At 44.3% G+C, this 12,455-nt stretch carries 10 protein-coding genes; all 10 read right to left on the bottom strand.

Annotated features, from left to right (window positions below; genetic code table 11):
• Nucleotides 1-25: 25 nt before the first annotated feature.
• Nucleotides 26-1,318 (bottom strand): sensor histidine kinase, encoded by a 1,293-nt coding sequence (locus tag B5X60_RS08195; protein WP_079702096.1) that lies wholly within the window; start codon nucleotides 1,316-1,318, stop codon nucleotides 26-28.
• A complete protein-coding gene (locus B5X60_RS08200; protein WP_079702097.1) occupies nucleotides 1,302-2,684 on the bottom strand; it encodes a sigma-54-dependent transcriptional regulator in 1,383 nt (460 codons plus the stop codon). The genes B5X60_RS08195 and B5X60_RS08200 overlap by 17 nt, the downstream gene beginning before the upstream one ends.
• A gap of 199 nt (nucleotides 2,685-2,883) precedes the next feature.
• The gene (locus B5X60_RS08205) at nucleotides 2,884-4,065 is read right to left on the bottom strand and encodes an ABC transporter permease (RefSeq protein WP_079702098.1); all 1,182 of its coding nucleotides are present in this window, start codon (nucleotides 4,063-4,065) and stop codon (nucleotides 2,884-2,886) included.
• Nucleotides 4,062-5,393, bottom strand: a complete 1,332-nt coding sequence (locus B5X60_RS08210) for an ABC transporter permease (protein ID WP_079702099.1) — start codon at nucleotides 5,391-5,393, stop codon at nucleotides 4,062-4,064. The genes B5X60_RS08205 and B5X60_RS08210 overlap by 4 nt, the downstream gene beginning before the upstream one ends.
• Nucleotides 5,327-6,436 (bottom strand): ABC transporter permease, encoded by a 1,110-nt coding sequence (locus tag B5X60_RS08215; RefSeq protein ID WP_079702100.1) that lies wholly within the window; start codon nucleotides 6,434-6,436, stop codon nucleotides 5,327-5,329. Before B5X60_RS08215 ends, B5X60_RS08210 begins: the two co-directional genes overlap by 67 nt.
• Nucleotides 6,433-7,632, bottom strand: a complete 1,200-nt coding sequence (locus B5X60_RS08220) for an ABC transporter permease (protein WP_079702101.1) — start codon at nucleotides 7,630-7,632, stop codon at nucleotides 6,433-6,435. Before B5X60_RS08220 ends, B5X60_RS08215 begins: the two co-directional genes overlap by 4 nt.
• Before the next feature lie 151 nt (nucleotides 7,633-7,783).
• The gene (locus tag B5X60_RS08225; RefSeq protein WP_079702102.1) at nucleotides 7,784-8,452 is read right to left on the bottom strand and encodes an ABC transporter ATP-binding protein; all 669 of its coding nucleotides are present in this window, start codon (nucleotides 8,450-8,452) and stop codon (nucleotides 7,784-7,786) included.
• A 78-nt stretch (nucleotides 8,453-8,530) separates the two neighbouring features.
• On the bottom strand, nucleotides 8,531-10,030 hold the full coding sequence (locus tag B5X60_RS08230) for a TolC family protein (RefSeq protein WP_221406216.1): 1,500 nt from the start codon (nucleotides 10,028-10,030) through the stop codon (nucleotides 8,531-8,533).
• 2 nt (nucleotides 10,031-10,032) lie between these two features.
• Nucleotides 10,033-11,280, bottom strand: coding sequence for an efflux RND transporter periplasmic adaptor subunit (locus B5X60_RS08235; protein WP_079702103.1), 1,248 nt, complete (start codon nucleotides 11,278-11,280; stop codon nucleotides 10,033-10,035).
• 371 nt (nucleotides 11,281-11,651) lie between these two features.
• Entirely contained in the window at nucleotides 11,652-12,455 is an 804-nt protein-coding gene (locus tag B5X60_RS08240; protein ID WP_079702104.1) for a DUF4249 domain-containing protein, read from the bottom strand.

Below are 12,455 nucleotides of genomic sequence, written 5' to 3' on the forward strand. Positions count from 1 at the left end.
TATTGCATTGTATTTGTTGCTGCCATCAGAAAGATATTTTAAATTCCGTCCAGCCTCCCCTGCTCTCCAGGGAGAACTCCATTCCATGATTGTAAAGAACTTCCCTTGTAAGGGTAAGGCCAACACCTTGCCCATTTTTCTTCGTGCTAAAAAATGCGGAGAATAGCTGCTTGCTAACTTCCCTGGAAATACCGTGCCCGTTATCCAAAATTGACAGGCTGCGGGGTGAACTGGAGGTACGTAAAATGATGGTGCCAGTACTTTGAATTGCTTCAATAGCGTTCTTAATCACGTTGATAAGTACCAGTTCGATTTGCTGCACATCAATTTCAACTATAAGCGACTTCGATTCCAGCTGCCACTCCCAGTTAATTACTTTATCCTTAGCCTGAGCGTCCATCAAGACCTGTACGGTTTTGAGTAAAGAGTGGACGTCGATTGATTCCCTGATGGGCTCGGGGATTTTTACGACATCGGCAAAATTAGACATGACGGTACTAAGTGCCTTATTACGGTTTATTGCCACGGTTAGGGCATTGTCGTAATCATCACGGTACTTTTCCTCCAGCTGACTTTTATACGTTAATATGGTGCTAAGAATGGAGTTGATCGCGCCGATGGAATTATTGGTCTCATGCGACATCATACGTATTACCTTTTCAAAAGCGCTCTTTTCTTTTTTGTAGATTTCGTCCGAAAGCTCCTCGATCATGATGAAATAATGGGAAAACCCGCGGTCGACAAAATAAGCTTTTTGGCATTTGTAAATCTGTGTTCCATTAATCGTTAAGATTTCCGATTTCCCATCCTGCAGGTTGTTCAACTCAGATGCAAGGGTTCCACTGAGCTTATCTAATTTTTGCCCGATAAAATTGGCTTCAAAACCGGGAAGAGTTGCTGCCGCCGGGTTCATCGAAGCTATTTTGTTTTCAGAATCAAGCATTATTATCGCTGATGGAGATGCTTCTATAAGCTTGGAAAGGAAATAGTTCTTTTCACTTTGCTTGATTCGTTCTTCACGAAGCTGGTCGATCATTTGATTGTACACATCGATAAGCTCATCCATCTCCGGGTGGCCAACATGTATAAGCCGGGTAGTAAAATCCTTGTCCTTTATCGATTCAATGCCAGAGGAAATTAATTTAAACGGCTCACTAATGGACCGGTAAAGCCAAATGGAAACGCCAATGGAACACAGGACAAGGATTTCTCCCAAAATAAACAGGTATTTATTTACTTCCAGGAGCAGAAATAGCAGAAAGATCAAAGTAAGATGTGTCAGGCTGCTGTAGAGCAGAAATTTACTTCTGAGCTTCATACGGGATATTATATTTTTCGAGCTTGCGGTAAAGTGTCCCGCGACTCAGGCCCAGCGAGCGTGCCACCTTACTGATATTTCCCCTGTGAAACTCCATTGCTTTTTGAATCATGGACAATTCCATCTCGTCGATCGTCACGCTTCCTACTTCCGGCAAAGTAAACTTGGAGTTCTGAATTTTGCGATGCTCGGTTTGTTTCTCAAAGTCTTTTATCTCAAGCATATCTGTTTCACTGACCAGAACGGTGCGCTCTACCAGATTTTTAAGTTCCCTGATATTCCCTGGCAGGGATCTGCTTTTGAGCCAGTTGATTGCTTCTCGGCTGATGTTCAGTTCATCACGTCCATAAATCGTTTTTAAATTATCTAGAAAATAATTAATCAGTAAAGGGATATCATTTGAACGTTCTCTTAATGGTGGCAGGTTAACCGTTATCAGGTTAATGCGATAATACAGGTCTTCCCTGAACTTGTTTTCAGCCACCATTTCCTGCAGGTTGCGGTTTGTAGCGCAAACCACGCGTACGTCGACTGTCTTGGTGCGGCTATCGCCCAGTACTTCATAGGTTCGGTCCTGAAGTACCCGGAGGAGCTTTACCTGGCTGTTCAGATCCAGGTCTCCAATTTCATCAAGAAATATGGTGCCTTTGTGCGCCATTTCAAAACGGCCAAGACGGTCATTTTTAGCGTCAGTAAATGAGCCGCGCTTATGCCCGAACATTTCACTTTCAAACAGCGAAGAGGAAATCCCGCCCAGGTTTACCTTAATGAAGGGTTTATTACGCCGGTTACTGTTTTGATGAATCGCTTCGGCAATCAATTCCTTTCCGGTGCCGCTTTCCCCGGTAATGAGAACCGAGGCGTCGGTCGAGCTGATACGGCCAACAGTTTTTAAAATCGACAGCATACGGGCATCCTCGCTTATAATATTCTCTAATCCGTATTTGTCATTTAATTGCTTTCTGTTGTATGAGTTTTCTGTTTGTAAACGATTTTTGTCCGAAAGCTCCAATGCGGTCCGGATTACCTGCATGATGTTTGCATTATCCCAGGGCTTATGAACAAAGTCGGCAGCTCCATTCTTCATCCCCTCAACAGCCAGGGTTATTGAGCCCCAGCCTGTCATCAGGATAACTGGAATTTCCGGCTTCAATTTCTTTATTGTTTTCAGCGCCTGAAGCCCTTCCAAACCGGAGGTTTCCAGCGAGAAATTCATATCAAGCAGCACCAATTCAATTGCCCTTTCTTTAAGACGGGCATACCCCTCTTCGGGTCCTTCAGCGGAAGTGATTTCGAAGCCTTCCTGTTTTAAAAGCAGGCTTAGGGAGGTGCGGATGGCGATATCGTCGTCGATGATGAGGATCATGGTCAGTTGTCAGTTGCGAGTTATCAGTTGCCAGTCTGGGCGGATATGTATGGTTAGTTATTTAGGTATTAGGTTTTAGGCATTAGGTGCTAGACGTCTAGCTTCAGACTTCAGACCTCCTTCCGACTTCAGCCTACGACTTCCAGTCAAGGTAAAAAAAATTGTCATCAATAAATACCCAGTAAATTGAGCAGTGGACCTATTCCTCATACAAAGCTTCTGCAGGTTGAATTTTGGATGCTCTTAAACTTGGATATAAACTACAGGCGATCATCAACAGGTATATAAAAAGTGCAGCGCCGGCAACGCCCAACATTCCTTCACGAAGACTAAGATTTCCGAAAAAGCCGGCGATGATGAACTGTAGGGCAACAAATGCTCCTGGTATAGTGGCGAAACTGCTTAGTACAATTGTTTCAGTCAGGAATTGCTTCAGGATATTACCTGAGACCGCGCCGGTTGCTACCCTTAAACCAATTTCCGATCTTCTTTTCGCGATTGCGTAGGAGAATACTCCTGAAATTCCAAGGAAGATATTGAGAACCAGAAAACCGAAGACCACTAAAGCCAGTGTGAGCTGAATGAGATCATTTTTATTGCTCATTTTCTTTACCATGTTCATTGGCGAGCTATTCCGTACAGTAAAATTGTCGTCTTTGATTGTTTCAAGTACTTTCCTGATCTTTCCTTCCATCAAGAAAAAATTATTGGCATATTTTGATTTTACCAGGATCGCTGAGCCGGTGGTATCCGGACCAATCGGTTTAAATATATAGCCCTTCCCATTACCTCCTATCTCGCGGGAGAAATTATCTCTATACTCAGCAGTCACACCTACTATCCTCGTCTTTTTGCCGCTCAGAAGGATTGTCTGACCGATCGGATCCTGACCATTGAAATATTCCTCTGAAAGATCCTCCGTAATTATGATTGGAACGATAGCTGAAAGCCTGTCGTCCTTTGTAAACCATCGCCCCTTTTTTATCGGGAGCTCTAATACCTGATTGAAGTGCTCGTCCGCAATAAAGGTTCTGAAAGATAATTTATTGTTCTGAATGACAGCTTTTTCATCAGTTGGCCATGAATAGAACGGGATCAGGGAGGCATTGCTCACCAGTTCCGCTTCAGGCATTGCGCGTAATTTTTGTTCAATAGCACTTACGTAGCCTTGCGCCTTATCTGTTGGAACCTTATCCAGGCCCAATGATATCGCCCAAACATGATCATAGTTATAATAGTAGGGTTTGAAATAGGCTAAAAACTTGTCGACGTTAAGTGCTATAAAAAACGTCAGAGCAACGAATGAAATAAACAACTGGAAGACCAGCAAAAAATTACTTTTCCTCTTGCGCCATAGCATTTTGAAGGTGTGTCTGATCATAAGTTATTGCCTTTAAGTGCGTTAACGGGATGCATTTTAGACATCCTGTATGCTGGGTATACGCCGGAAAGAAAGCCGAAAAAACAGCAGCAGCCAATGCAAAATGCGACCACCCTCCAGCTCAGTATGAACTGCCCGAACGAAATCTGGAAGAGGGGATCGAAAGCGTTCAGCATCAGGATCAGCGCATCTGAAAATAAATAGGCTAAGATTACTCCGATAAGCCCGCCGGTTAGCGTTAGGATGATATTCTCAACAATAAACTGTCCTGCAAGAGTGGATGATGAAGCTCCGAACGATTTACGGACACCTATCTCTGCAGCCCGTTCTGAAATTCTGCTTATATTAAGGTTGATGAGGCTTATCACTGGTATCAGCAGGAACAAGAACAGGCAAGCAAAAAGTGCCGTAAATAACTGGGCGAAATCTGGATCAGGATCAGAGTTGCGTACTTTTGCGAAGTGCTGTAAGGCTGTGAGCGCATTGGCTTTTACAGAAGTAAACTGCGGATTGGGAGGTACAATCTTCCTCATCCTGGCATCGATTTCAGCCTTCACTTTCTCCGCATCTTCGCCCGAGCGGGCAAGCAGCATTGCTTTATATTGACCATGGATGGTCGGCCATTCGGCAGGGGGCGGTACAGGAGCGGGATCAGCAGTATAAGGTATCCAGGCGTCAGATCCTGCATCACTTAAAAGCGGTGCACTCTTGACAACCCCTATTACGCGGAAGGGGATACCAAATAGCTCAATTATCTTTCCAGCAGCATTCCCCTCACCGAAATAATAATCCTTGAGTTCTTCAGAGATAACTACAACCCTGCTGGCATTTTTTACCTGCCGGGCATCGAATGGCCTGCCCTCAAGGAACTTGAAGTTGGTTATCGACCAAAAATTTTCATCGGAATATTTTAACCGGTGCGCTCTGGGAACCCCATTACGGGCCGAGACATATCCCCCATCCCGATAAATCGAAATTCTCTCCGGTGTTCTCAAGGTGGTAATATAACGCTGCAGGAAGGGCAGGCTGACTTCGTCAGGACGGCCCCGGTCATCTTTCATGAGGAAAACTTCTTTGAGGACGAGTGTTCGCCCGCGGTTGGGCTCCGTATCACTCGCACCCACGATCTGGTCGATAAATGCCGCTGTTATAGTAATGATCATAATCGTGAAGCTGATACCCACGAGCGTCAGGAACGTGAAATACTTCTTGCGAAGCATTACCTTGAAGGCGAGTTTAATGTAGTTTTTTAGCATATCGATTATTCTTCGTGGAGCGCCACCGCCGGTTGGATCCTTGAAGCGAGTCCAGCCGGATACAAGGCACATAGCATAACTACCAGGTAGATTACACCAGCTGCATATATGATTGACGGGTAATAACCCGGCTGTTTACCAAAGAACTCGAAAAAGACGAATTGTAAAGCCACGATAACTCCCGGGATAATAGCGATTGTTGCCAGCAAGCCTACTTCAAGCACTATTTGCCAGTATATCTGTGCGGACGTTGCACCGGCAGCCCTTCTCAGACCGATCTCCGGCCTTCGGCGGTTGATGTTCTGGTAAAGAATACTAAAAAGCCCCAGCACGACATTTATCAGCAGAAAACTACTCATGATCATCATACCGGCCATCATACGACTGTGTTCGGAATCATATTCCGCTTTATAAAGGCTGATTGGAATGATATTATCCGAAAATTCGCTTTCATCACCGCCCGCGGCAGATTTTAGTTTATTATAAATTTTGTCATCAATGGGTTTCGTCAGCCTCACAAGGAACATATTTGCCGGTTCCATAACAAAAACATGGGGCCTGTCCTGGTAACCTGTGGGATCGTTCAGATCATTTGCCACACCGATAATTTTATATACTGTCGTCCCTATTTTAAGTACCTGACCTTCTGCTTTTGTTTTTGGAAAAAGCTGGTCACGCAATACGGTCGTTATCACAACAGGCAGTTTTGCAGCTCCCCGATCCGTTTGGTCGAACCATCTGCCGGAAGACATGGAAATCTTGAGTACTGATGTCAGTCCTTCATCTGCGTGATTCTTGTAGACCCGCATAAATTTGTCACCATAAAAGAGGGTGTCATTTGTGGCAATATTTGAATAAGGCCTGTGCGATGTGTTACTGATATGTTGTACTTCTTTTATCGAACGCAAGATGGTTCTGGCTGTGTCGCCGGAAGAGCCTGGATACACGCTTACCACCTGATCAACATTAAAGTTTGGCTGTTTTGAGGTTGTTACTGCCAGGGAAAGGAGTAAGAACAAAAAGCACATGACCAGGTACGCAAAAAAAAGCTCGACTGTAAGAACAAGATGCTTCATCTTCTTATTCCACACTAGTTTCAAAAGGTGCCTGATCATAAGTTTCCGTTCTTTAAGGCCTTTACGGCATGTAGCCTGGACATCCTCCAGGCAGGCACTGCACCCGACAGCAAACCAAAAAACAAGGATGCGAGCACAGCGTACATAATTACATCCCAATGAATAAGCACACTGTTAGATGCTATGACATCGTCATTGGAGGCCACGATATGGGTGATAACCAGGCCTGAGCAAGCGTAGGTTAACAGGACGCCCAATAGGCCACCTATCAGTGTTATGATAATACTCTCTGCTATGAATTGCCCAGCCAGCACGGAAGACGAAGCGCCAAAAGCTTTTCGGATGCCAATCTCAGATCTCCGCTCAGCGATTCGGCCGATATTTATACCAACCAGGTTCAGGGCCGGAATTACCATGGTGAAAAATATGAATACAGCCATTATAGCCAAATAATCGCCAAAGTCATTGCGCTCATATACATCATTCGCCCACAATTCGACGTTCCGCTTTTTAGGATTATAGCGTTCGTTTATCAGTTTACTAAGACTTTGTTTAATTTCAGGAAGATCCGACTGTTGCTTCGCGACTATTATAGCAGAATAGATCGGGTTTTTATTTGCACCGAAGTGGTAGCGATTTAACGGTATGAATGCCTGAGCAGCCTCTGGTCCGACACCTCCAATATGCAGGAAATCTTTTATCACCCCGATTACTCTGAGCCTGGGAGTGGTTTCGAGGAATTGACCAACCGCTTTTTCATCGCCGAAATAATGTTTTTTAACTGATTCAGTTATCACCACTATTGACTGAGCTCCACGGGCTTCATCGGCGGTAAACGTACGCCCTTCGAGAAGATCATGTTTATAGATTTTCCAGACTTTCTCATCAGTGAAAACCACGTCGATTGAGGTTTTTTTACCATTTTTAAAAGAAGTCAGCTGGCCAGCGATATACCGGCCCATAGTCTCGACATTCGCCAGCTTTTCGACCTGATCATAGAAAACAGGTTCCGGGGCCGAAAATCTGAATTGATCTCCTTCGACAGTGAAACCCCTGTAGTAAAGCGTTCTCTCACGGTTTATGTTAGGTGCATCATTTCCGAACGTAATGGCAGTTATGCTCGCTATGATGGAAAAAACCATGATCGTAAAGCTTATTCCGAAAATACTGATTGCCGTAAAGAACTTCTGCCGGAGCATGACTCTGAAAGCAATTTTTATGTAGTTTTTTAGCATTGGTATAGTTGGTTAGTTGGTGTTAGGTATTAGGCTTTAGGGCCTTTCCGCTCGGTTAGACTCACGGTTGTACGAATAGGTACGCTTGTCAAAACCTAAAGCCTAAAGCCTAAAGCCTAAATCCTAATACTTAACACCTAATCTCTTCTCCCTAATTCACCTGCCTTCCATCGAAAAACCGGATCACCCTCTCGGTCTTATTTGCCATGTTCTCGTCATGTGTGACCATGACAATGGTGGTGCCTTCAGTTTTGTTCAATTGCAGCATGATGTTCATGATCTCTTCTCCCATGACGCTGTCGAGGTTACCTGTTGGTTCATCGGCCAGGATGATCTCGGGGTTGCCCACAATGGCACGGGCAATTGCCACTCGTTGCCTTTGTCCGCCGGAAAGCTGGTTCGGATAGTGCTTGGTGCGGCTGTTCAAGCCGACTTTTTCAAGGGCCTCAAGGGCTTTTTTGCGTCGTTCAGATCCCGATACACCTTTGCGATAGAGTAAGGGGATTTCTACATTGTCGACCACAGAAAGGTCATTGATCAGGTGATAGCTTTGAAAAATAAAACCCAATTTCTGATTTCTCATATGTGCCAGGCGTTTGTCGGCATACCCTGAAATAAGTGTGTTGTCGATCTCTATCTTGCCGGAGCTGGGTTCATCAAGAAGTCCCATAATATTCAGAAGTGTACTTTTTCCGCATCCGGACGGACCCATAATGGAAACGAATTCGCCTTTATTGATAACAATATTTACTTTGCTCAAGGCCATAGTCTCAATGGTGCTCGTGCGGTAAACTTTTTCTACGTCTGTTAACTTTATCATTTGTTTAGTATTAATTATCAGGTATTAAGTATTAAGTATCGCGTATTAGTATTAAGTATTAAGTATTAAGTATGCTTTCTAGTTCAGTATTTTCTGGTTCTTTTCGAAGTCGTATAATGTCAGTGTGCGGATGTTGAAGTAAGCATCCCAGAAATTTCTGAGCGAGAAAATATAGTCCCTTTTTGCCTGGTCTTTCTCCTGAAGTGCAATGTTCAGATCTGTTATACTCAGATCGCCCAGCATATACCTGGCTCGCGCTATTCCATACCGTTCTTCCGCAGTCTGATCTGCTTCACGGTTGCTTTGCATCTGTGCACGGATCATGTTGAACTGTTTCACCTGGGTTAAAATGGCCTGATCAAAATTAATCTCCTCCTGGGCAATGGTATACTGTACCAGTTTCTGATTAGCCTCGGCGGTTTTAATCCGGGAAGCAGATCTTCCCCAATCCATGATGGGGATCTGAAAACCCAGTCGGACGCGCTGCTGATCCCTGGGGTCGCGGTATATGCCTCCAATATCCGGCGCGCGGTTGGTAAGACCAAAAGTCCCAAAAAGACTTGCATTAAGTCCATTATCACCATGTGCACGGGCAACTTCACGCTGTGCCTCAAGCAATGCACGTTTGTATTCCACGGTCTGCCTTTTATTAGCCCGGGCTTCACGAATGGCGGCCTCCGGGTCAACTTCGAAATTGGGGAGGTTTTCTGGCAGAACGAGCTCGATCACACTGTTTTCTTTGTAGCCGATATACGACTTCAATTGCAGCATTGCACTTTCTGAATTTAGATTTGCCTGTGCAAGTGCCTTCCCGGCATTTAAGGAAGCCAACCTGAGCTGAAGCAGCTCGTCTTTGGAAAGCTTGCCCAGTTCGGACCTTACCAAAGCTATTTTGTAGATGGTATCATTATTAATCTTGTTTTTTTCGGCTATACCCTGATTGATCTGGCTGATCATCAGGTTAAAGAATAAGGAAGATGCCCTGTAGCCTACTTCTTCAATATCTTCGGAAAATTTCTTTTGCGATTCTTCATATTTCAATGGCTCTGTTTTTTTATCCCAGGCAAGCGGGTTGAAAGCGAAGAGGGGTTGGTTAAAGCCAATGATCAGGGGATTTCCATTGTAACGGGTCTGCCTCCGGTCGAAATCCTGGAAACGAAGTAAGCTGGAGTTAAGAAATACCTGGGCACCTGTCAGGCCTATGTTCTGCGTGATCCCCAGGTTTAGCGACGAATTATCATTTGCCACGGGTTGAAATTCAACGGTCCCGTCCGGTTGCGTTACTGGAATATTGTCGCGGTTGAATTCAGGCAGGGTACCATTAAGCATCAGTTGGGGTCTGTAATTAGACCTGAATGTTTTCCATTGCCAATACCGGTTTTCTTTTATAGTTGCAGCCTGCAGTGACGCGGTGGAGTTTTGTTTAGCAATGCTTATCACTTCCTTTAAACCCAGACGTACTACAGGTATTTCCTGGGCATAGCTTTGAAAAGAAAGTAGAAATACCATGGCCGCATAAGCACAACCGAAACATGTTAGATTGAAACGAATGCTAAAGTTGAATCTATTCCTTTTCATCGCTAGTCCTTAATTTCAACTTTATCCTGGTTCTCAAAATCTTTCATATCGGTGACGATGACTTTGTCCCCAGCCTTTAACCCTGACCGGATTTCTATGTAGTCAAAATTGCTTTCCCCAACAGTCACTACCCTGCTGGATGCTTGATTTCCATTCACCACAAATAATTTTTGGTGTGCAGACCCATCGAAGGCGGAACCGTTCTTTAAACGCAGCACCTGATTTTTTACCGAAGTCACTATGAAAATCTCAGTCTTGAGATTGGATCTCAAAAGCGGGTGATCTTTCTTATCAAGGTTCACAAAGAATTTTACTGTGCCGTTTTCTACGGCTGGCTGGATACTGCTAATCCGGCCGCGCAGATCAGTATCATTAATACGGATGATTACCCATCCGCCATTCCGCAGTTGAGACGCATAGGCGTCTGATATGCTGCCTTCAACCTTAAAGCTGCGAAGGTCCGCTATTTTGGCGATTTCTGACCCTTCGCTAACCTCTGAGCCTATCTGGCTGCTTACCCAGGTAATTATTCCGTTTGCTGGTGAGCGTACTTCAGCCTGGTTAAGTTTCCTGTCAGATTCCGAGATGCTTTTATTCTGGATACTCATCTGCAGACCCAGGCTTCGCAGGTCGGCCTGCATGGTTTTTTGCTGATTGGAAATTTGATTCTTCAGTTGTTTTAATTCAATTTTCGCGATGTCGAGATTAAGAACAGCCTGTTTCACTCTTTCTGCTGTGCCGCCACCGATCTTAAGTAAGGAACGCTCGTGCTCCAGAGCTGATTCCAGGCTCTGGATTCGCATTTCCTTTATTGAATACTGGGTTTGCAGGTCATTTAAGGTGCGCTCCAAACTGAGCCTGAGCTGATTTATTTTGTTGCGATTAACTTCCTGCTCGTCCAGCAGCTTGTCGTAATTTATTTGAGTAGTTTCCTTATTGAGTTTCAAAATGGATTCGCCCATCTGTACAGCCTCCCCGGCACTGTGCAGAACTTGCTCAATCTTCGCGTTGATAGGGCTTGTGATCAAAAACTCGTATTCAGGAACGATCACCCCGGAAGCAGGGATGGTTGCTTCTATGGTTCCAACCTCTGTTGTTTCAATTGTAATTTTTGAGCGTTCTATTGACGGTTCTATCAGGCTTCTGAAACCAAAAAATGCAATCGTCATTGCGATAATGATTGAGCCTGCGATAAGCCATTTTCTGAATAAAGCCTTCCGTTTAAAATCTGCGGATAATTCGGTGTCCATGTTGGTATTATTCCTCTGTTAATACCGGGGAGTTTCCAACGATTGTGCCACATTTAACTACCTGATAATTTGATAGTTAAAAATTTATAAGCCTTGAAAACTGTTCCATAATGGACAGGTTGTTTCATAGTGGACAGTAAATTCCTGAAAAGTTAACACGGGGACTTTAACAGCTAAAGTTTGCTGCACAAATATATACCCAATGTGACTCGAGACTATCTAAACACCCCACCTATGCGTTGACGAAATGCATGGTTATTTAATTACTACGTGTGAAATCAACTCTTACTATTTTTTGTATAAATCAAGACCCGGAAGTGTTCGAAAACATAGCACAGAGAGGAGACGTCATTGATAATCTGCAATAATGATCAGGGAATAATCAGCGACTTTTTTTGCATGGTATGGGCGCTGAAGTAACCCAATGCGCCGCCGATAATATTGGTGACGGGATTAGCTGGTGCTGCATTCTCAGAATTGCCGTTGGCGCCGCCATCGACAACACTAAACCAGTATTTATATACCGCGGCATCTATACACTGCATTTCGACTTCCAGCAAGTCGCCCTTTTTGAGCGCTGGGTTTGAATCATCGATCCGGTCGGAATTGTCTAACTGGGTTTCCACCTGGTCGCCATTGCTGAATTCATCGCTTTCAGTAAAAATGCTTTTCTCCTTTTTGCCGTTCTTAAATTGTATGAACCGGTAATAATTTTTACGGCCCCTCGGATCGCGATAGCTTACCGTTGCATATCGGGTTGTTTTGTCGAGATTGTCGACGGTGAGAAATAAGCTGTCGAGAGTCACCCTCGCCGGCATAGTTGATTTCGAGGTAAAGGTTTGGCCATTGATTACCACTCGAAGGTTGTAAACATTTCCGGAATTCCCTTTGAACGCTGTATTACGGTACACACCAGGATTAGCTTCAGTAAAGGTGGTGACCGTACCATTGCTTTCTACTTCCACAAGCGCACCCCTGATATTTTCATAAGATCCATCAGCAAAGTTATTGGAACGGGTTACCAATATCCTGCTGCTGCCTGCTTCATTTGTTACGATGCCCTCGATCACGTATTTCGATTCGCTATCACTGAGATTTACATCGATAACTTTTTCACAGGAGCATAGTATTGCCGTGGCAATTAAAAAGTATGTATAGTTGATCAGTTGTTTCAT

The organism is Daejeonella lutea (assembly GCF_900168015.1).
In the GTDB taxonomy this organism is placed as follows: domain Bacteria; phylum Bacteroidota; class Bacteroidia; order Sphingobacteriales; family Sphingobacteriaceae; genus Daejeonella; species Daejeonella lutea.

Bases quoted from the DNA above. Each gene is read 5' to 3' on its own strand.
- B5X60_RS08195 (WP_079702096.1), bottom strand. From the start codon at position 1,318: ATGAAGCTCAGAAGTAAATTTCTGCTCTACAGCAGCCTGACACATCTT.
- B5X60_RS08200 (WP_079702097.1), bottom strand. From the start codon at position 2,684: ATGATCCTCATCATCGACGACGATATCGCCATCCGCACCTCCCTAAGC.
- B5X60_RS08205 (WP_079702098.1), bottom strand. From the start codon at position 4,065: ATGATCAGACACACCTTCAAAATGCTATGGCGCAAGAGGAAAAGTAAT.
- B5X60_RS08210 (WP_079702099.1), bottom strand. From the start codon at position 5,393: ATGTGCCTTGTATCCGGCTGGACTCGCTTCAAGGATCCAACCGGCGGT.
- B5X60_RS08215 (WP_079702100.1), bottom strand. From the start codon at position 6,436: ATGATCAGGCACCTTTTGAAACTAGTGTGGAATAAGAAGATGAAGCAT.
- B5X60_RS08220 (WP_079702101.1), bottom strand. From the start codon at position 7,632: ATGCTAAAAAACTACATAAAAATTGCTTTCAGAGTCATGCTCCGGCAG.
- B5X60_RS08225 (WP_079702102.1), bottom strand. From the start codon at position 8,452: ATGATAAAGTTAACAGACGTAGAAAAAGTTTACCGCACGAGCACCATT.
- B5X60_RS08230 (WP_221406216.1), bottom strand. From the start codon at position 10,030: ATGAAAAGGAATAGATTCAACTTTAGCATTCGTTTCAATCTAACATGT.
- B5X60_RS08235 (WP_079702103.1), bottom strand. From the start codon at position 11,280: ATGGACACCGAATTATCCGCAGATTTTAAACGGAAGGCTTTATTCAGA.
- B5X60_RS08240 (WP_079702104.1), bottom strand. From the start codon at position 12,455: ATGAAACAACTGATCAACTATACATACTTTTTAATTGCCACGGCAATA.